We start from the raw sequence: 20242 nt of genomic DNA, 5'->3' as shown, positions 1-20242 counted from the left end.
CGCGGCCCTAAACTCTGCGATAATTGGGCGAACTTCCACCCGCCCGCCGCTGTTTCTTCCCGGTTGGCGCGGCTCACCTTATTTTATTGGCATTATGCAAAACACCCTGCTGTTAGTCGACGGTTCCAGTTACCTTTATCGCGCCTTCCATGCGCTGCCCGACCTGCGCAGCCCGGACGGCTATCCCACGGGCGCCATGCACGGCATGGTCAACATGCTGCGCCGCCTGCGCGCCGATTACCCGGCCGCCTACATCGCCTGCGTGTTCGATGCCAAGGGTAAAACTTTCCGCGATGATATGTATCCCGAGTACAAGGCCACGCGCGCCTCGATGCCGGACGACCTGCGCTTGCAGATCGAACCCATCCACGAAGCCGTGCGCGCCATGGGCTGGCCCATTTTGATGGTCGACGGCGTGGAAGCCGATGACGTGATTGGCACCCTGGCCGTGCAGGCGGCCGCCGCCGGCATGAACGTGGTGGTGTCCACGGGCGACAAGGACCTGGCGCAGCTGGTCAACAGCCAGGTGACCCTGATCAATACCATGAGCAATGAAAAGCTCGACGAAGCGGCCGTGCTGGCCAAGTTCGGCGTGCCGCCGAACCGCATCATCGATTATCTGTCGCTGATCGGCGATACCGTGGACAACGTGCCGGGTGTATCGAAATGCGGCCCGAAGACGGCCGTCAAGTGGCTGACCTTGTATGACAGCCTGGAAGGCGTGATGGAAAACGCGGCCAAGGTGGGCGGCGCCGTCGGTGAACACTTGCGCACGGCCCTGCCATGGCTGCCGCAGGCGCGCGCTTTGATCACCGTCAAGACCGATTGCGATCTGTCGGGGCACATGACGACCATCGCCGACTCGCTGGTGGCGAAGCACGAAGACAAGGAAGCGCTGCTGGCCTTCTTCAACCGCTACGGCTTCAAGGCCCTGCTGCGCGAGCTGGGCGCGGCGCCGCCGCCGATGTCGCCCGTCGGCGCACCTGTAGCCACGACGAACACCACGGGCGACATGTTCGCCGATGCGGCCCCAGCGGTGGAAGCCGTGTATGAAACCGTGCTGACGGACGAGCAGCTCGATAAATGGATCGCCCTGATCGATGCGGCGCCTTTGAGCGCCGTGGACACGGAAACCACTTCGCTGGAACCGATGACGGCGCAAATGGTCGGCATTTCCCTGTCGGTGGCCGAACACGCCGCCTGCTACATCCCGCTGGCGCACGATTATGCGGGCGCGCCGGATCAGCTGACCCGCGAGCACGTACTGGCGAAACTGCGCCCGTGGCTGGAAGATGAAAATAAACCCAAGCTGGGGCAGAACCTCAAGTATGACAGCCACATCTTCGCCAACCATGGCGTGACCCTGCGCGGCATCGCCCACGATACCTTGCTTGAATCGTATGTGTTCGAGTCGCACAAGAAACACGACATGGACAGCCTGGCCCTGCGCCACCTGAATTACACGACGATCCCGTTCGAGGATGTGTGCGGCAAGGGCGCCAAGCAGATCACCTTCAATCAGGTCGAGGTGGAGCAGGCGGCGAAATACGCGGCCGAGGATGCCGACGTCACCTTGCGCTTGCACAATGCCATGTGGGGCAATGTGGCGAATGATGAAAAACTCACCTTCATCTATGAAAAGATCGAGATGCCGACGGCCGTGGTCCTGCAAAAGATCGAGCGCAACGGCGTGCTGATCGACGATGAATTGCTCAACATCCAGTCGGCCGAGCTGGCCGTGAAGATTTTAGAACTGGAAAAGAAGGCGTATGAACTGGCCGAGCAGCCGTTCAACCTGGGTTCGCCCAAGCAGATCGGCGAAATCTTCTTTGAAAAGTTGAAGTTGCCGGTAATTAAAAAAACCCCGACGGGCGCGCCGTCGACGGATGAAGAAGTGCTGCAAAAGCTGGCCGAGGATTATCCGCTGCCGAAAGTGCTGCTCGAGTACCGCGGCATGGCCAAGCTGAAATCGACCTACACGGACAAATTGCCGAAGATGATCAACGTCACCACGGGCCGGGTGCACACGAACTATGCGCAAGCCGTGGCCGTGACGGGGCGTTTGGCGTCGAACGACCCGAACTTGCAGAATATCCCCATCCGCAGCGCGGAAGGCCGGCGCATCCGCGAAGCGTTCATCGCGCCGCCCGGCAGCCACATCGTTTCGGCCGACTATTCGCAGATCGAATTGCGCATCATGGCGCATATCTCGGGCGATGAAGCCATGCTGCGCGCATTTGCCGACGGCATCGACATTCACCGCGCCACGGCGGCCGAGATCTTCGGCGTGCCGGCCGCGGAAGTGCAGAGCGAGCAGCGCCGCTATGCCAAGGTCATCAACTTCGGGCTGATCTACGGCATGAGCGCATTCGGCCTGGCCGGTAACCTGGGCGTGGACCGCACGGCCGCGCAAAGCTATATCGACCGCTACTTTGCCCGTTTTTCTGGCGTAAAACAGTACATGGAAGACACGCGCCAGCAAGCGAAGGCGCGCGGCTACGTGGAAACCGTGTTCGGCCGCCGTTTGTGGTTGCCGGAAATCAATTCGCCGAACGGCCCGCGCCGCCAGGGCGCGGAACGGGCCGCGATCAACGCGCCGATGCAGGGCACGGCCGCCGACCTGATCAAGCTGGCCATGATCGCCGTGCAAGGCTGGCTGGAAATGGACGGCTTGCAAACGAAGATGATCATGCAGGTGCACGATGAACTGGTGCTGGAAGTGCCGGACGCGGAGCTGGAACTGGTCAAGCGCAAGCTGCCGGAACTGATGGCGGGCGTGGCCGCGCTGAAGGTGCCACTGACGGCCGAGGTAGGCGTAGGCAAGAACTGGGACGAAGCGCATTGATGCTGCGTCGGCTTACGCGGGGCATGCCCCGCTAAGCCGACCTACATGCTTACTTGAGCAATGACCGTAGGTCGGCTTGGCGCAGCGTAAGCCGACATTTTTTTGTCAACACACCCTTCAGGAGAAACGCATGAGCGACATGATCACCGATTGTGAAAGTTTGCTGGGCCAGAGCAGCTTGTCCGGGCCGGACGGCCGGCGTGGTTTCCTGAAGGTGGCGCTGGGCGCGGGCTTTGCCGTGGCCGTGCTGCCCGTGGCGGCGCAAAACGTCATCAAGACGGATTCCGCCGGGCTCGTCACGGGCACCATGTCGGTGATGGTCGATGGCCAGGCCGTGCCCGTGTATGCGGCCCAGCCGGAGGGCAAGACGGGTTTGCCCGTCGTGTTGGTCATTTCGGAAATCTTTGGCGTGCATGAACATATCGCCGACATGGCGCGCCGCTTCGCCAAGCAGGGCTACCTGGCGCTGGCGCCCGACCTGTTCGTGCGCCAGGGCGATCCCACCAAGGTCAGCAGTATTCCGGAACTCATGAAAGGCATCATCGCCAAGACGCCGGATGCGCAAGTGATGACGGACCTCGATGCGGTTGTTGCGTGGGCGAAACAGAATGGCGGCGACACGAGCCGCCTGGGCATCACGGGCTTTTGCTGGGGCGGGCGCATCACCTGGCTGTACGCGGCGCACAATCCGGCCGTCAAGGCGGGCGTGGCCTGGTATGGCCGCCTGGTGGGCGAAGCGACTGCCCTGCAGCCGAGCAACCCCATCGATATCGCCCCGACCTTGAAGGTCCCCGTGCTGGGCTTGTATGGCGGCAAGGATACGGGCATCACGCAGGAATCGATCGCGAAGATGAAGGAGGCGCTGGCCAAGGGCGGCAACCAATCCGAGTTTGTCGTGTATCCCGATGCGGGCCACGCCTTCAACGCCGATTATCGCCCCAGCTATGTGGCGGCCGATGCGAAAGACGGCTATGCGCGTTGTTTAGCCTGGTTCAAGACACACGGCGTGGCGTGAGCCGCAACAGAAAATACCTGAATTTTCCGGAAATTGAACCGAAAGACGCACCGGGCTGTAATGCCCGGTGCGCGCCAATGCAGTACAATTGCATCTTCATCGCGCCACGCTGCCGCCAAACGCGCAAAAAATTAAATAATAGATAACAACGCATTCATCAGGCCAGACGCCAGCATCGCGGGCGCCAGTGACCCGGCGCCATTTTGAGGTAAGAAAATCATCGATCCCGTCCTTATATCCATTTTGCTCGCGACCACGATCGCGGGCGTCTTCAGCATTACCGCGGCGGCGATCTTTTCGTTTGCATTCCTGTCCAAGGTGGTCGAGCGCATGGTCAGCTTGTCCGTCGGCATCATGCTGTCGACGTCCTTGCTGCACGCCTTGCCCGAAGCGTTCGAATCGCAAGCGGACCCGCGCAGCCTGTTCGCCACCCTGCTGGCGGGCTTGCTGGCCTTCTTCATGCTGGAAAAATTCGCCATCCTGCGCCATTCGCACCACCACGAAGGCGATGGTCACCAGCATGCGCACGGCCACGACAAGCACGAGGCGGGCAAGGCCGGCTGGATGATCCTGGTCGGCGACGGCATGCACAATTTCACGGACGGCATTTTGATCGCGGCCGCCTTCCTGGCCGACCCGAAGCTGGGTCTGGTCACGGGCCTGGCCATCATCGCGCATGAAATTCCGCAGGAAATCGGCGATTTTATCGTGCTGCTCAATGCGGGCTTTTCGCGCCTGCGTGCCTACATCTTCAACCTGCTGCAGCCTGATGGCCGTGGCCGGCGGCTTGCTCGGCTATTTCACCCTGGACCGCGCCAGCAATTTGATTCCTTACGTGCTCGTGTTCGCCTCATCCGGTTTCATCTATATTGCTTTGTCCGACCTGATGCCGCAGATGCAGCGCCGCGCCACCCTGCGCGAAACCATTCCGCAAGTGCTCTTGATCGCGCTGGGCGTGTGTATCGTGCTGTTCCTGACGCATAAACGCCACGGCGGTTGATACACTGGCTCGCTGGGTGTAGTATTGCCTTTCTGACTAACTTGTCCAGAAAGGAGGAAAATATAATGGAAGAAAACTTGTTGCTCGCCTTGTGGCGCGCACGCTCTTTAAGCGCATTTGCCCGCTCTTGCCCACGTTCTATCGCGCTGCGATAACCTGGCCAGAGCAAAGTTACCCTCCTAGACGAGTCCTTTCCTGGTACTCCGTTGTCGTTAGCGCTCCTGTTAACGCGGATGCTTGCATCCCGAACAAAGACAAGAGCCATGACTACCCTTATCTCTACCCAAGCTTTACAGCTGGATACCCACGACGGTTTCCTGTTCCATGAACTCGCCTTTACCTTGCGCCAGGGCGACCGCATCGGCCTGATCGGCCACAATGGCTGCGGCAAATCCACCTTGCTGGGCTTGCTCAGCGGCACGCGGGAAGCCACGTCCGGCACCATCCATGTCGCCCGTGCCTGCCGCTTGCAGCACGTGGAGCAGCACTTGCCGGCGGAACTTGCCAGCCTGAGCCTGTACGACGCCTTGTTGGCGCCCGTGCTGGAGCAGCCGGAACTGCATTGGCGTGTCGACAGCCTGCTGGCCGAGTTAGGCTTCGAGCACGAGACGGCGCAAGTGCCCGTGCACGCGCTGTCCGGCGGCCAGCACACGCGGCTGCTGCTGGGGCGCGCCCTGCTGCAGGAGCCGAACGTGCTGCTGCTGGACGAACCGAGCAATCACCTGGATTTGCCGTCGCTGCTGTGGCTGGAGCAATTCCTGTTGACATGGCGCGGCGCCTTCATCCTCGTCTCGCACGACCAGCGCCTGCTCGACAACGTGGCCACGCGCAGCTGGATCTTGCGCGATAGCCGGCTGTACGATTTCGACTTGCCGTGCGGCCCCGCGCTGGCGGCGCTGGCCGAGGCGGACGTGGCCGCTGCCGCCAGACATGCGGCCGAACAGAAGGAAATCGACCGCCTGGCCGTCAGCAGCACCCGCCTGGCCTTGTGGGGCAAGATCTACGATAACGTCGGCATGGCGCGCAAGGCCAAAAGCATGCAGCGGCGCATCGACAAGCTGCAGGACGAGCAATCGTTCGTCAGCGATGGCGCACCCTGGCGTTTGAGTTTGCGCGGCAAGGCGCTGGCGGCCGACCAGCTGCTGGCGCTGGACGGGCTGGACGTGCGCGCCGTGCCCGCTTCTCCCGCGCTGTTCCAGATGGGTCAGCTGTGGCTGAAACCGGGCGACCGGGTCGCCTTGCTGGGCGCCAACGGCAGCGGCAAGTCGTCCTTGCTGCGCCTGTGCTGGCAAGCGATCCAGGCACAGGAGGAACGTGCGGACTTGCGCTACCACCACGCGGCCAACATCGGCTATTACGACCAGTCGCTCAAGCAACTGGCCGATACGGCCGATTTGTCTGACGCGCTGTACCCGTTTGCCGTGCAGAACGAGGCTGCGCGCAGCCAGGTGGCGCGCAAGCAAGCCTTGATTTCAGCCGGTTTCCCGTATGCGCGCCATGGCCAGACGGTGGCCACCCTGAGCGGTGGCGAGCGGGCGCGGCTGCTGTTCCTGGGGCTGTCGCTGGCCAGCTATCATTTATTGTTGCTCGATGAACCCAGCAACCACCTGGACATGCAGGGCAAGGCGGAGCTGGGGCAAGCCTTGCGCGGCTTTGCAGGCGGCTGTTTATTGGTGTCGCATGACCGCGACCTGATCGAAACGGCCTGCAACCGCTTTTGGGTGGTGGCCGACGGCCAGCTGGAAGAGTGGCCAGACGCGGCCAGCGCATATGCACGGCTGAGCGCCGAGGACGGGCCGGCGTTGACGCCCGCGCCGCGCGTGGAGCATGCGTCTGCGGTACTGACGGACATCGACCTGCAGCTGGAGCGTTTGTGCGAACTGGAGCAATTGCTGGCGGAAGACCAGGCGAGAAAACCGCGCCACCAGAAGCCGGCCAGCCAGCAGGCGTGGCAGGCGGAACTGGCGCAGTTGAATCAATCGCTGGGGATAAGTTAATAGTTATCCACGGGTGAAAAAATGGCGGACCATCTGGTCCGCCATTTTTTTAGCTGCCCGTCGCCACCGGCCGCGCCGGATCGGCGCACCATTCGCTCCACGAACCGGGATACAGGGCCGCGCCGCTTAAACCGGCCACTTCCAGGGCCAGCAGGTTGTGGCACGCCGTCACACCGGAGCCGCATTGCAGGATGGCCGCTTGCGGTGCGTCAAACAGGGCGCCGAAATCGCGCCGCAGTTCCTCCGCGTTTTTGAAGCGGCCGTCCGCCTGCAAGTTGTCCTTGAAGAAACGGTTTTTCGCGCCGGGGATGTGGCCGCCCACGGGGTCGATGGTTTCGTTTTCGCCGCGATAGCGGTCGGGGGCGCGCGCGTCGATCACGGTCAAGGCCTGGGTTTCCAGGTTGGCGATGACGTCCTGCACGCTGACCGTGCGCGTCAGGCTGGCTTTTTCCCTCAGATTGCCAACAGGGCGCGGTGCCACGGGTGTGACCAATGGTAAACCTTGCGCCTGCCAGGCGGCCAGGCCGCCGTCGAGCACGGTCACATTCGGGTGGCCGAGCCAGCGCAGCAGCCACCACAAACGGGCGGCGAACATGCCGCCTTGCCCGTCATAGGCGATGACTTGCGTGTCGTCATCGATGCCCCAGCCGCGCAGGGTGGCCAGCAGGGCGTTGCGCTCGGGCAAGGGATGCCGTCCCGTAAAGTCCGCGCCGCGCGCCGTCTTGGGACCGGACAGGGCCGTGTCGATATCGGCAAACTGCGCGTTCTGGATGTGGCCGGCGGCAAACGCGTCGCTGCCGGCTGTCGGGTTGAGCAAGTCGTGGCGACAATCGAGGATGACCCAGTCGCTGTCATTCAGGTGGCTGGCCAGTTCGCTGGCCTGGATCAAGGTGGTGTACATCAGGAACGCTCCTTTACACTTCGCTGGCGATGGGATCCGTGCGCGCGATCGCCGCGCCACGGGCCGTGTTGCGGGTATTGTAATAGGTGGCGGCGATGCCGGAGGCGAGAATGATGCCGATGCCGGCCCAGCCATGCCAGTCGAACAGGTCGCCAAAGATCACCACGCCCCAGAAGCTGGAAAAGACGATGCCTGTGTATTGCAAATTGGCAACCACGAGTGTCTTGCCCAGGCGGTAGGCGCGCGTCATGGCCATCTGCGCCATGGTGGCGCACAGGCCGATGGCGGCCAGCAAGCCGATGCCGTAGGCGCTCGTGTGCGCATGCCAGACGACGGGGCCGCCGCCGGCGCTGGCCACGTTGCCGATCACGCCGGCGAGGAAATTGACGACCGAGAAATAGAAGACGACGCGGTATTCGGGCTCGCCCAGCAAGCCCAGTTTGCGTACCTGCAAGTAGGCGAGGGCGGACAGCATGCCGGAAATCAAGGCCGTGATGGCGCCACCCAGCTGGTCCGTCTCGAACACGGGTTGCAGCAGCAGGGTCACGCCGACAAAGCTCATGGCAATGGCCGCCACCAGCGGCCACTCGACCTGTTGCATGCCCTTCCACCAGCCGCCCCCGAGCAAAATCACGGCGATCCAGATGGGCGCCATGTAATTGAGCGTCATGGCCGTGGCCAGCGGCAGGATGGCGATGGCATAAAACCATAACCACAGGGCGATCACGCCCACCACGCCGCGCCACAGATGCTGGCCCGGCATCGTGGTTCTGAAGCTGCCACCTTGATAGAGGATCGTGCAAGTCATGACGGTCATGCCGATGATGCCGCGGTACATGACGATTTCGGACGTCGAATACATCTCCGACGCCAGTTTCACGCACACGCCCATGATGGCGAACATGAAACTGGCGAATAACATCCAAAGTGACTGCATGAGTAAATCCTGACGATGAAAATGAAAAAGGGCCGCGCAATGCGGCCCTTGAGGGAATTACAGTTCGATATTGCTGCGGTACCACTCGTGGAAATGCTGCATGCCGTCTTCCATCGGTGATTGGTAAGGCCCCACTTCGTTCTCGCCGCGCGCCATCAGGGCCTTGCGGCCCGCATCCATGCGCAGGGCGATTTCATCGTCCTCGACACAGGTTTCCATGTAGGCAGCCCGTTCCGCTTCGACGAAGTCGCGCTCGAACAGCACGATTTCCTCTGGGTAATAGAACTCCACCACGTTGCGCGTCTTTTGCGGACCATCGGGCCACAGGGTCGAGACGATCAGCACGTGCGGATACCATTCGACCATGATGTTCGGATACAAGGTCAGCCAGATGGCGCCATACGGTGGCGCTTCGCCGCCACGAAATTGCAGTACTTGCTCCTGCCATTTCTTGTAGGCGGGCGAGCCGGCCTGCTGCAGGCCGCGGTGCACGCCCACCGTTTGCACGCTGTAATCCTTGCCGAACTCCCAGCGCAGGTCGTCGCAGCTGACGAAGCTGCCCAGGCCCGGGTGGAACGGTTCCACGTGATAATCCTCGAGGTAGACTTCGATGAAAGTCTTCCAGTTGTAGTCGCACTCGTGGATTTCCACGTGGTCGAACATATAGCCGGAAAAATCGAGTTCTTTCGAGACGGACAAATCTTTCAATTTTTCCATCACGTTGTAGCCATTTTGCTCGAACAGCAAGCCATTCCAGCTTTGCAGCGGCGTTTTCGACAGGTTCAGGCACGGCGTCTCGGGGAAATGCGGCGCGCCGATCAATTCACCCTTGAGGTCGTAGGTCCAGCGGTGTAGCGGGCAGACGATGTTATTGGCATTGCCGCGGCCATTGAACATCAGCGCCTGCCGGTGGCGGCATACGTTGGACAGCACTTCGATGCCATTGGCGTTGCGCACGAGCATGCGCCCTTCGTTCTCAGACGCCAGGGTCGCAAAATCGCCGGTTTCCGGCACCATCAGCTCGTGCCCGACATAGCGCGGGCCGGCTTGGAACAATTGCTGCATTTCACGCTGCAACAGCGTTTCGTCAAAATAGACGTGGACCGGAAGTTGCGCGTTTGAACGCGCCAGCTTGGCGTGAGTAGCCAGATCGGACATCCCAACCCCCCATAAATGTACAACGGTCAGCAGTGCCCCAGGCCATTCCCTGGGCAACCGCTACAGAGAGAAAGAATCCGCAAAGACCTGAATTCAAATTTGTTGAAACGGTATTTCGGACAGAACCGGCGATTATAGCGCGTATCGGCCTCGGCATTGCCAAACCCCTTCGGCAAATAGGCTACTCTAATGATAAACATTGTCATTTACGGTGCAATTTCCGACCGATGGGGGGGATTGCGCTAGAATTCACTGCCAAGCTGGTAACGTCTTCCCCTTTGAGCAGGCCGATTGCGCTTAAGTTTTCACTTAATAGTGTGGTTTGTTCTAAAATAACGCTTCTATGCTGGCCGGGAGTCCCCGGCGTCTCCCTACATACCCCTCGTGCCACGAAGAGATCTGAGTCTATGTCGAAGAAATTAACTGCCGCTGTCGCAGCGCCGGCCTCGTTTGAAGAGGCGATGGCGGAACTGGCGCAGCTGGTAACGCAAATGGAAGCGGGCCAGTTGCCGCTGGAAGCATCGGTCGCGGCGTATCAGCGCGGCTCGGAACTGGTCAAGTATTGCGCTACCCAGCTCGATAGCGTCGAGGCGCAGGTGAAAGTACTGGAAGGCGACATGTTGAAACCGTTCGTGGATGCCGGCGAGGCCGCTCAATGATGGCCAGCGTGCACGGCGTCACCTTCGGCGACTGGATGCAAGCGACCCAGTCCGGCGTGGAAGGCCGGCTCGACCAATTCCTGCCTGCGGCAGACGTAGTGCCGCACAAGCTGCACGCGGCCATGCGCTACGCGCTGTTAGGCGGCGGCAAGCGCGTGCGTCCGCTGCTGGTGATGGCGGCCGGTGAATTGTTTGATGCCGATCAAGATACCCTCGCGCGCGCCGCTTGCGCGCTGGAAATGATTCACGTGTATTCACTCGTGCATGACGACATGCCGTGCATGGATGACGATGCCTTGCGCCGTGGCAAGCCAACCGTGCACATCGCCTACGATGAAGCGACGGCCCTGCTGGTCGGCGACGCGCTGCAATCGCAGGCGTTCATGCTGCTGGCCGATGGCGCGGCGATTCCGCCCGCGCGGCAAATGGCCATGCTCCAGCTGCTGGCGCACGCGTCCGGGTCAAGCGGCATGTGCGGCGGCCAGGCGATCGACCTCGACAGTGTCGGCCTGGCCTTGACCTTGCCGCAGCTGGAACAGATGCATCAACTCAAAACGGGCGCCTTGCTGCGCGCGGCCGTGATCCTGGGCGCGCTGGCGGGCAAGGACTTGACGCCAGACGAGATGACGGCGCTGAACGCGTATGCGCGCGCCGTCGGCCTGGCCTTCCAGGTGGTCGACGACGTGCTCGACGCCACGGCCGATTCGGCCACCCTGGGCAAGACGGCGGGCAAGGATGCGGCCGCCAACAAGCCCACTTACGTATCGATACTGGGGCTGGAACCATCGCGAGCCCTGGCAGAACAATTGCGGTGCGACGCCCATGCGGCGCTGGCGCCATTCGGGGACAAGGCACGCCGTCTGCGCGAGCTGGCAGACCTGGTCGTGCAGCGGAAGGCATAAATGAAACTGTTAGAAACCATCAATGAACCAGCGCAAGTGCGCAAGCTGGCCCGCTCGCAACTGGTGCCGCTGGCGCAGGAATTGCGCAGCTTCCTGCTCGATTCCGTCTCCAAGACGGGCGGCCACCTGTCGTCCAACCTGGGCACGGTCGAGCTGACCGTCGCGCTGCACTACGTGTTCAACACGCCGCACGACCGTATCGTCTGGGACGTGGGCCACCAGACCTATTCGCACAAGATTCTCACCGGCCGGCGCGAGCGCATGCACACGCTGCGCCAGAAGGATGGCATTTCCGGCTTCCCGAAGCGCGACGAGAGCGAATACGACACGTTTGGCACGGCGCACTCGTCGACGTCCATTTCCGCCGCGCTGGGCATGGCGCAGGCGGCCAAGATCAAGGGCGACCCGCTGCACGCGATCGCCGTGATCGGCGATGGTTCGATGACGGCCGGCATGGCTTTCGAGGCGATGAACAATGCTGGCGTGCAAGAAGACGTCAACCTGCTCGTGATCTTGAACGACAACGACATGTCGATCTCGCCGCCCGTGGGCGCGCTGAACCGCCACCTGGCGCGGCTGATGTCGGGTCAGTTCTATGCGGCAGCCAAGAATGTCGGCAAGTCCGTCTTGCCCGGTCCCGTGCTGGAACTGGCGAAGCGCTTCGAAGAGCACGCCAAGGGCATGGTCGTGCCCGCCACCATGTTCGAGGAATTCGGTTTTAACTATATCGGCCCCATCGATGGCCACGACCTCGATTCGCTGATCCCGACCTTGCAAAATATCAAGCAATTGAAGGGCCCGCAATTCCTGCACGTGGTGACCAAGAAGGGGCAAGGCTACAAGCTGGCCGAGGCGGAGCCAATCCTGTACCACGGCACGCCGAAGTTCAATCCCCTGGAAGGCATCAAGCCGGCCACGGCGCCTGGCAAGATGACGTACACGGAAGTGTTCGGCAACTGGCTGTGCGACATGGCCGCGCACGACAAGCGCCTGGTGGGCATCACGCCCGCCATGCGCGAAGGCTCGGGCATGGTCAAGTTCGAACAGCAATTCCCCAACCGTTACTTTGACGTGGGTATTGCCGAGCAGCATTCCGTGACCTTCGCCGCAGGCCTCGCTTGCGAGGGCTTGAAACCCGTCGTGGCCATCTATTCCACGTTCCTGCAGCGCGCCTACGACCAGTTGATCCACGACGTGGCCCTGCAAAACCTGGACGTGACGTTCGCGCTGGACCGCGCCGGCCTGGTGGGCGCCGACGGCGCCACGCACGCGGGCAATTACGACATGGCGTTTTTGCGCTGCATCCCGAACATGGTCGTCATGGCCGCGTCCGACGAAAACGAATGCCGTCAAATGCTGACGACGGGTTACCACTATCCAGGCCCGGCCGCCATCCGCTATCCGCGCGGCGCCGGTGCCGGCGTGGCCATCGTGCCGGAACTGACCAGCATCGAGATCGGCAAGGGCGAGCTCAAGCGCCAGGGCAAGCGCATCGCCATCCTGGCCTTCGGTTCCATGGTGGCGCCGAGCGTGGCGGCGGGCGAGAAGCTCGACGCGACGGTGGCCAACATGCGCTTCGTCAAGCCGCTCGACGTGGCGCTGGTGAAGCAACTGGCGCATGACCACGATTACCTGGTGACGGTGGAAGAGGGCTGCATCATGGGCGGCGCCGGTTCGGCCGTGGCCGAGGCGCTGGCTGCCGAAGGGATCGTCAAGCCGATTTTGATGCTGGGCTTGCCCGACGTCTTCATCGACCATGGCGACCCCGTGCAACTGCTGAAAGGCGTGGGCCTGGACGCCACCGGCATCGCCGCCTCGATCGAGCAGCGTTTCCCGGCAGTAGGGCCGCGCCTGGCGATGGTCAGCTAAGCGTATCGGTACGCGCATAGAAGCGGCACTGCGGTGCCGCTTTTTTTACCCGCAGGAATTTTACGCTGCACTGCAACATTTATCCTCCGGGAATGCTACGATGACGCTTTGATACCTTTCTCAAAGTCCACCTTGCATTTCAGGAAACTTCACCGCCGTTCGCGTGCACTGGCCGGCCGCTGGCTGACGGGCATGCACGCCTATACCGACAAGCTGGCGCAGCGCCGTCCCCTGTGGATGGTCAGCCTGGCCATCGATGAAACGAATCTGTCCGAGGGCTTGCGGGCCGCCTGCGCTTCCAGCGCCATGCTGCTGCTGGGCCTGCTGTTCGACCACCCTGATTTTTCCTGGGCCGCCATCGGCGCCTTCTGGACTTGCCTGGCCGACGCGGCCGGCACGCGGCGCATGCGCTTCGTCTCGATGCTGGGCTTCGGCCTGTTGTCGACCGTGGCCGGCGGCCTGACGGCGCTGGCGGCCGGCCATGGCGTGGCGACGGCGGCCGTCGCCGTGCTGCTGTTTTCCTGGGCCGGCGCGCTGGCGCGCATCTGGGGCGCGGCCACGGCGCAAGTGGCCATTCTGGCGGCCACGGCCTGCGTGGTGATGGTCACGCACCCATTGGAATCGATGACGCAGACGGCGCCTTTCCTGGGCCTGTACATGTTCGGCTGCCTGTTTGCCACCGTGCTCAGTTTTACCGTCTGGCGCATCCACCCGTTCAACCCGGCCAGGCGCGCCATCCGCGCCGCGTATTCGCGCCTGGCCGGCATCGCGCGCGACAATGCGCGCTTCCTCGAACATGACGCCGCGCAGGCGGGTGTTGCCGCGCATGGCGCCAGCTACCGCTCGCAGGCGCGCGCCGCGCTGGAAGCGGCGCGCGTGGCGCTGGCCGCCGTGCCGCCCGCGCGCGCCGGGCGCAGCGCCCTGTACGACAACTTGCTGCTGGCGCTCAGCGACGCCGAGCGCATCTTCGCCTATCTGATCGCCGTCACGCATACGTGCGAGCGCGAGCAGCAGCGCCTGCGCCAGGACCCGCGCGCGCGGCGCAGCCTGGAAGTGATGGCCGTGCTGCTGCGCCGCCTGGGGCAAGCCGTGCAGCGCCAGCCGGAAACGCCGCCCCTGGAATTGCAGCGCCGCCTGGCTGGCTGCGGACGACGCCTGGAAGCGGCGCTGGGCGCCTTGCTGCCGCTGCGCCTGAACGTCGACTTCATGGAACTGGGCTTGCCGCGCGCGGCGCGGCTGCCGTGGCGCGAAGCGGCTTTCCTGGCGCTGGTGCAGGCGTGGCAAACGGCGAAAGTCAACGCCACGCCGCGGTCGCTGAGCTGGCGCCATGCGGCGCGCGTGTCGCTGGCGACGACGGCCGGCTTCCTGCTGGTCGAGGCGCTGCATATTCCGTTCGGCTATTGGGCCACCATGGCGACCTTATTGATACTGCAGCCGTCCGTGTCGACCACCTGGCCGCGCGGCATCGAGCGGGTCGCTGGCAGCGTGCTGGGCGCCGTGCTGGCCGTGCTGATCGGCCTGGCCGTGCATACCCCGCTGGCGATTTCGCTGGTGGTGTTTCCCCTGATCGTCGCCACCATGGCGTTGCGCCGCGTCAGCTACAGCCTGCACGTGCTGTTCATGACGCCCGCCTTCGTGCTGGTGGCCGACTATGCGGCGCCCGCCAGCGAGATGGTGTATGCGGCTAGCCGCCTGGGCAACAATGTGCTCGGTTGCGTGCTGGCCTTGCTGGCCACGTTTTTCCTGTGGCCGGACCGCGAAGCGGACGACCTGGACCAGCGTCTGGCAAAAGCCGTGTCCGCCAACCTGAAATATTTGCTGGCCGTACTGGCGGCCGGCGGTAAATGGGATAGCGCCATCGCGCGCCTGCGCCGCGAGGCGGGGCTGGCCAGCAATAACGCGGAACAAGTGCTGCAGCGCCTGCGCATCGAGCGCCGCCTGGACCGCAGCGCCGGCGTGGGCCTGGCGGCGCTGCGCACCTTGCCGCTGCTGCGCCGCGTGGCGGGCAGCACGGCGCGCATCAGCCTGAGTCCCCAGGCCGAGCCGGCGCCGCCCGAGCTGCAGCAGTGGATTGCCGCCGTCAGTGCGGAAATCGATGCGCTGTTGCGTGGTGAAGCCGATGCCGGCGCGCCTGGTCCTTGTGCTGCCGAGGGTTTGACTGCCTTGCAGGCCGACGCCGTGGGGCAAGTGCAGTTGCTGCGCGGCTTGCTGCGCGAGCATGTGCAGGCGCAGGCGGAGGGAAGTCCGGGAAACTTGACGCAGGTCACAAAATAGAACCGGCCGCACGCGTTCATGCGGTGACTGCAATTGCTCATTGTTATCATTTGCCGATACCAATATGGATGTAGGGCAGGGCAGAGTCATGACAGCTGGGTGGATGAAAAAAAATGCGGCGCTGGCCGTGCTGGCCACGGCAGCCGGACTGCTGTTCAGCCAGGGCGGGGCGGCGCGTGAAGCGTCGTCGTCGTCGACGGACTGCGCCACGCACGATGGCTGGGATCTGGCCTGTTTGCGCCAGATCTATGTCCGGCCCATCGCCGGCTGGCCCCGTCCGCACGTGCCCGCTGGCGTGACGCCGCAGGAAATGGCGCCCGTCTCCGCCATCCCCGTGGCCCTTGTCGCGCCGGCCGTCGCGGCGCTGGGGCAGCGCCTGTTCAACGACCCGCGCTTGTCGCGCTCGAACGCGGTCGCCTGCATCAGCTGCCACAGTCCCGCGCACAGCTTTGCCGACAGCAAGCGTGTTTCCGTCGGGCATGCGGGACGCCTGGGCCAGCGCAATACGCCGGGCTTGCTGGGCGTGGCGCAGATCACGCCGCTGTTCTGGGATGGCCGCGCCAGCACCCTGGAAGAGCAGGCGCTGGGACCCTTGCAGCATCCCGATGAAATGGCCATGGATGCAGCGGCGTTGCCGGCCAAGCTGGTCGCGCTGGACGATTACCCGGCGCAATTCGATGCTGCTTTCGGCAAGAAAGATGGCGTGACCCTGGCGCGCATCCTGACGGCGCTGGCCGATTACCAGCGTACCTTGCTGCCGCCCGTCACGCGTTTCGATACCTTCCTGGAAGGCCAGCGCACGGCCCTGAACGACCGCGAGCTGCTGGGCCTGCATCTGTTCCGCACCAAGGCGCGCTGCATGACCTGCCACAGCGGCGCCCTGCTGACGGACCAGCAATTCCACAACCTGGGGCTGAGCAATTACGGCAGCCGCAAGTATGAAGACCTGGGGCGCTACCTGGCGACGGGCAAGAATGAGGACGTGGGCAAATTCCGCACGCCGGGCCTGCGCGGCGTGGCCGCTTCGGGCCCGTGGATGCACAATGGCGCGTTTGCGCAGATGGTGGGGATGCTGAACATGTACAACGCGGGCATGTCGCGCCCCGTGCCGCACAACGCGCAGCAGGCGGCCGATCCGAAGTTTCCCGTCACCTCGCCCCTGCTGCAGCCATTGCAGCTGACGTCCGATGAAATCATCGCGCTGAAGAGTTTTCTCGAAGCCCTGTAGCCGCTCGGCCGGTTGCGCCCGCAACCGGCCTTTCCTGCTTGCGGCGCCGACATTGTATAGACGTTTGGTGCGCCGCAATCTCTCCAAATGCCACATTTCAGGGGCATTGCCCGTATATTTTCCAAATTGGAAATTTATCGAAAGGAAACGTTGACTCTAAAATAAGTGCGGTCTATATTCGTTTTTGTAGCAAGCAGTGACGAAATCTGTATTAATTTTTTACGACTGGTCTGACGCGATTGCCTGAGGCAATGGCTAACATGGAGAGTATTAAATGAAAAAGATTGCCGCATTTATTTTTACCCTGGGATTGAGTGCTTCCTATGCCATCGCTTCCGATATCGGCTGCTCTAGCTGCGAGGAGGAATTGCGGGAATGCACGATGATGAATGGCGACAGATCCCCATTTTGCATCGGCAGTTACAAAGCCTGTCTGAGAGTCTGCCAAATCGGCTCCTGATATCCATTTTTGCATTGCATTGCGAGGCGGCCGGCAAGCGTATGCGGCGTCGGCCGCCCTCGATCATCTACGCCTCTGACAATACTTATGATGCAGAAAAAAATTAAGATTATTGCCATGTATGGCTTGATCCTGGTCGCCGGCCTGGGCAGCGGTTATGGCTTGTCCTTGTTGCCTGGCTTGCTCAAAGCGGATTACACGGAAGGCAATTACGCCGCGTATTTCCCGAATGCCCAGGCGAAGGTCGTGCTGTACGGCACGGACTGGTGCGGCTATTGCGCCAAGACGCGCGCGTACTTCAAGGAAAACAAGATCGAATTCGTCGATCTCGATATCGAGAAATCGCCGGCAGGGAAACAAGCCCATAAAGCACTCGGCGGCGGCGGCGTGCCCGTGGTGCTGATCGGCAACCGCAAGATCACCGGCTACGACACCGGCGCTTTCCAGGCGGCGTTGAAGAATACCGCTGGCTGATTCCATTCCTGATTTCTGTGCGCAACATGAATCGACGGGGTGTTGCGTGTTTTATTTTACGTCGCTAATAAAAGGAATAGCATGTTTAAAAAAATCGCTTTTTTTCTTTTTGTTGCAGGTGCCAGTCTGTCGTTCAACAAGGCCGCGAACAGTACGCCGAGCTGTGGTTTTCAGTGTGCCCAACTGAGGGGAATTTGCCTCGATGAAGGCCGGGGCGATGCTTCTTGCCGCGACAACTACAATTTCTGCCTTGAAAATTGCCGCAATGGCATTTATCCGGACATGCCGGAATAAGCGGTAACACGCCGTGGCGGCATGGCCGCGTCATCTGGCGCGGTCATGTCGCCACAGCACGTCGCTGCCGCCGGCAAAGCGGTTCAGCACGCGCGACAGCACGAACAGCAGGTCCGACAGGCGGTTCACGTACTGGCGCGGATGTTCATGGATAGGCTCCGCATTCGCCAGCGCGACGATGCTGCGCTCGGCGCGGCGGCACACGGTGCGGCATACATGCGCCAGCGAGGCGGCGCGCGAACCGGCCGGCAGGATGAATTCACTCAAGGCGGGCAAGTCCGCATTGTATTTCGCCAGTAAATCATCGAGGCGCAGCACATGCTCTTCCTTGATCAGCTGGTAGCCGGGGATGCAGATTTCCCCGCCCAGGTCGAACAGGTCGTGCTGGATGGCCACCAGCTCTTCGCGCAAGGCGTCGGGCATGGCTTCGCACAGCAGCAAGCCGATATTGGAATTGAGTTCGTCCACGTCGCCCATGGCGTGGATGCGGGCGCTGTCCTTGCTGGTGCGGCTGCCGTCGCCCAGGCCGGTGCTGCCATTGTCGCCCGTGCGCGTGGCGATTTTCGAGAGTCGATTGCCCATGATGCTGATCCTGTCAATGAAGAATGGGGGCAGCATACGACACTGCGCGCCGCCTGGTCGCCGATTTGGCGTCGAAATGGACAAAAAAAACGCTGCGTGCCACTTTTGTGCTTACAATCGTTGCACGCCCATGCCCTTTCCCCCCATCTTATGCTCAATGCTGCTCCTGAATCCGGATTGACCGCCGCGCGCCAGCAAGCCGTCGTCGCGGCCCTGCTGGCCGTGCTGCCGGCCCGCTGCGTGCTGTCCGACGCCGAAGATACGCGCCCGTACGAATGCGACGGCCTGGCCGCCTACCGCCAGCTGCCGATGGTGGTCACCCTGCCGGATACGGAGGAACAGGTCATCGCCATCCTCGGCGTCTGCCGGGAACTGAAGGTGCCGATCGTGCCGCGCGGCGCCGGCACCGGCTTGTCGGGTGGCGCCTTGCCGATTGCCGACGGCGTGGTGCTGTCGACGGCGCGCCTGAACCGCATCGTGCGTCTGGACGCCTACGCGCGCACGGCCGTGGTGCAGCCGGGCGTGCGCAACCTGGCCATTTCCGAAGCGGCGGCACCCCACGCGCTGTACTACGCGCCCGATCCCTCCTCGCAGATCGCCTGCAGCATCGGCGGCAACGTGGCGGAAAACTCGGGCGGCGTGCATTGCCTGAAATACGGCCTGACCGTGCACAATGTGCTGCGCGTGCGCATCGTCACCATCGATGGCGACGTGCTGGAGCTGGGTGGCGAATGCCTCGACTCTCCGGGCCTCGACCTGCTGGCCGTCTTCATCGGCTCCGAAGGCATGCTGGGCATCGTCACGGAAGTGACCGTGAAACTGATCCCGAAACCGGCCACGGCCAGGGTCATCATGGCGTCCTTTGACGACGTCGTCACGGGCGGCAACGCCGTGGCCAACGTGATTGCCGCCGGCATCATCCCGGCCGGGCTGGAAATGATGGACCAGACCTCCTCGCGCATGGTCGAACCGTTCGTCAAGGCCGGCTACGACATCGACGCGGCCGCCATTTTGCTGTGCGAAGCGGACGGCACGCACGAGGAAGTGGAAGAGGAAATCGCCCGCATGACGGCCGTGCTGGAAGGGGCGGGCGCCAGCGCCATCGCCGTCTCGCAGTCGGAAGCGGAACGCATGAAGTTCTGGTCCGGCCGCAAGAACGCGTTTCCCGCCGCCGGGCGCATCTCGCCCGATTACTACTGCATGGACGGCACCATCCCGCGAAAAAAACTGGCGGAAGTCCTGACGGGCATCGCCGGCATGGAAACGACGCATGGCTTGCGCTGCGCGAATGTGTTCCACGCGGGCGATGGCAATCTGCACCCGCTGATCCTGTTCGATGCCAACAAGCCCGGTGAATTCGAGCGCGCCGAAGCGTTTGGCGCGGACATATTAGCCCTGTGCGTGGCCGTCGGCGGCACCATCACGGGCGAGCATGGCGTGGGTATGGAAAAGATCAATTCCATGTGCGTGCAGTTTACGCGCGCCGAACTCGATGCCTTCTTTGCCGTCAAGCGCGCCTTTGACCCGCATACCCTGCTGAACCCGGACAAGGCGATCCCCACCTTGAACCGCTGCGCCGAATTCGGCAAGATGCATGTGACGGCAGGGCGCCTGCCGTTCGCCAACCTGCCCCGTTTTTAATTTGCC

Annotated in this window: 16 protein-coding genes and 1 pseudogene; 13 read left to right on the top strand and 4 right to left on the bottom strand. The window is 62.6% G+C overall.

The window, feature by feature from the left end:
- Window positions 1-94: 94 nt before the first annotated feature.
- From polA to KY494_RS13800, 4 genes and pseudogenes are all read left to right on the top strand, one after another.
- A complete protein-coding gene (gene polA, locus KY494_RS13815; protein ID WP_219891315.1) occupies window positions 95-2845 on the top strand; it encodes a DNA polymerase I in 2751 nt (916 codons plus the stop codon).
- 130 nt (window positions 2846-2975) lie between these two features.
- Entirely contained in the window at window positions 2976-3860 is an 885-nt protein-coding gene (locus tag KY494_RS13810) for a dienelactone hydrolase family protein (RefSeq protein ID WP_219891314.1), read from the top strand.
- A gap of 243 nt (window positions 3861-4103) precedes the next feature.
- Window positions 4104-4860, top strand: a pseudogene (locus KY494_RS13805) (ZIP family metal transporter).
- Between the two features lie 263 nt (window positions 4861-5123).
- Window positions 5124-6857: an ABC-F family ATP-binding cassette domain-containing protein gene (locus KY494_RS13800; RefSeq protein ID WP_219891313.1), complete on the top strand. Its 1734-nt coding sequence runs from the start codon at window positions 5124-5126 to the stop codon at window positions 6855-6857.
- Between the two features lie 49 nt (window positions 6858-6906).
- On the opposite strand, the gene KY494_RS13795 is transcribed toward KY494_RS13800, so the two are convergent.
- The 3 genes from KY494_RS13795 to KY494_RS13785 are packed head-to-tail and all read right to left on the bottom strand — an operon-like array spanning window position 6907 to window position 9853.
- Window positions 6907-7758, bottom strand: coding sequence for a sulfurtransferase (locus KY494_RS13795; RefSeq protein WP_219891312.1), 852 nt, complete (start codon window positions 7756-7758; stop codon window positions 6907-6909).
- A gap of 13 nt (window positions 7759-7771) precedes the next feature.
- Window positions 7772-8695 (bottom strand): DMT family transporter, encoded by a 924-nt coding sequence (locus KY494_RS13790; protein WP_219891311.1) that lies wholly within the window; start codon window positions 8693-8695, stop codon window positions 7772-7774.
- A gap of 57 nt (window positions 8696-8752) precedes the next feature.
- Window positions 8753-9853, bottom strand: coding sequence for an aromatic ring-hydroxylating dioxygenase subunit alpha (locus KY494_RS13785; RefSeq protein ID WP_219891310.1), 1101 nt, complete (start codon window positions 9851-9853; stop codon window positions 8753-8755).
- Between the two features lie 407 nt (window positions 9854-10260).
- Between KY494_RS13785 and KY494_RS13780 the strand changes: the two genes are divergently transcribed.
- From KY494_RS13780 to KY494_RS13745, 8 genes are all read left to right on the top strand, one after another.
- Window positions 10261-10512, top strand: a complete 252-nt coding sequence (locus KY494_RS13780; protein ID WP_219891309.1) for an exodeoxyribonuclease VII small subunit — start codon at window positions 10261-10263, stop codon at window positions 10510-10512.
- Window positions 10509-11414 (top strand): polyprenyl synthetase family protein, encoded by a 906-nt coding sequence (locus KY494_RS13775; RefSeq protein ID WP_374197291.1) that lies wholly within the window; start codon window positions 10509-10511, stop codon window positions 11412-11414. The genes KY494_RS13780 and KY494_RS13775 overlap by 4 nt, the downstream gene beginning before the upstream one ends.
- Window positions 11415-13283, top strand: coding sequence for a 1-deoxy-D-xylulose-5-phosphate synthase (gene dxs / locus KY494_RS13770; protein WP_219891308.1), 1869 nt, complete (start codon window positions 11415-11417; stop codon window positions 13281-13283).
- Between the two features lie 192 nt (window positions 13284-13475).
- Window positions 13476-15557, top strand: coding sequence for an FUSC family protein (locus tag KY494_RS13765; RefSeq protein ID WP_219891307.1), 2082 nt, complete (start codon window positions 13476-13478; stop codon window positions 15555-15557).
- Window positions 15558-15660: 103 nt separating this feature from the next.
- The gene (locus KY494_RS13760) at window positions 15661-16785 is read left to right on the top strand and encodes a cytochrome-c peroxidase (RefSeq protein WP_219891306.1); all 1125 of its coding nucleotides are present in this window, start codon (window positions 15661-15663) and stop codon (window positions 16783-16785) included.
- A gap of 274 nt (window positions 16786-17059) precedes the next feature.
- Window positions 17060-17245, top strand: coding sequence for a hypothetical protein (locus KY494_RS13755; protein ID WP_219135023.1), 186 nt, complete (start codon window positions 17060-17062; stop codon window positions 17243-17245).
- A 117-nt stretch (window positions 17246-17362) separates the two neighbouring features.
- On the top strand, window positions 17363-17719 hold the full coding sequence (locus KY494_RS13750) for a glutaredoxin domain-containing protein (RefSeq protein ID WP_258194862.1): 357 nt from the start codon (window positions 17363-17365) through the stop codon (window positions 17717-17719).
- An 81-nt stretch (window positions 17720-17800) separates the two neighbouring features.
- A complete protein-coding gene (locus KY494_RS13745; RefSeq protein WP_219135024.1) occupies window positions 17801-18013 on the top strand; it encodes a hypothetical protein in 213 nt (70 codons plus the stop codon).
- Between the two features lie 30 nt (window positions 18014-18043).
- On the opposite strand, the gene KY494_RS13740 is transcribed toward KY494_RS13745, so the two are convergent.
- Window positions 18044-18595: a cob(I)yrinic acid a,c-diamide adenosyltransferase gene (locus tag KY494_RS13740; RefSeq protein WP_219135025.1), complete on the bottom strand. Its 552-nt coding sequence runs from the start codon at window positions 18593-18595 to the stop codon at window positions 18044-18046.
- Between the two features lie 150 nt (window positions 18596-18745).
- Here KY494_RS13740 and KY494_RS13735 point away from each other — a divergent pair, with 150 nt between their 5' ends.
- A complete protein-coding gene (locus tag KY494_RS13735; RefSeq protein ID WP_219891305.1) occupies window positions 18746-20236 on the top strand; it encodes an FAD-linked oxidase C-terminal domain-containing protein in 1491 nt (496 codons plus the stop codon).
- Window positions 20237-20242 lie beyond the last annotated feature (6 nt).

The sequence above is a fragment of the Janthinobacterium sp. PAMC25594 genome, from assembly GCF_019443505.1.
Classification (GTDB): domain Bacteria; phylum Pseudomonadota; class Gammaproteobacteria; order Burkholderiales; family Burkholderiaceae_D; genus Janthinobacterium.
The sequence above is the reverse complement of the archived record's forward strand: the minus strand, read 5'-3'. Positions and strand labels throughout refer to the sequence as shown.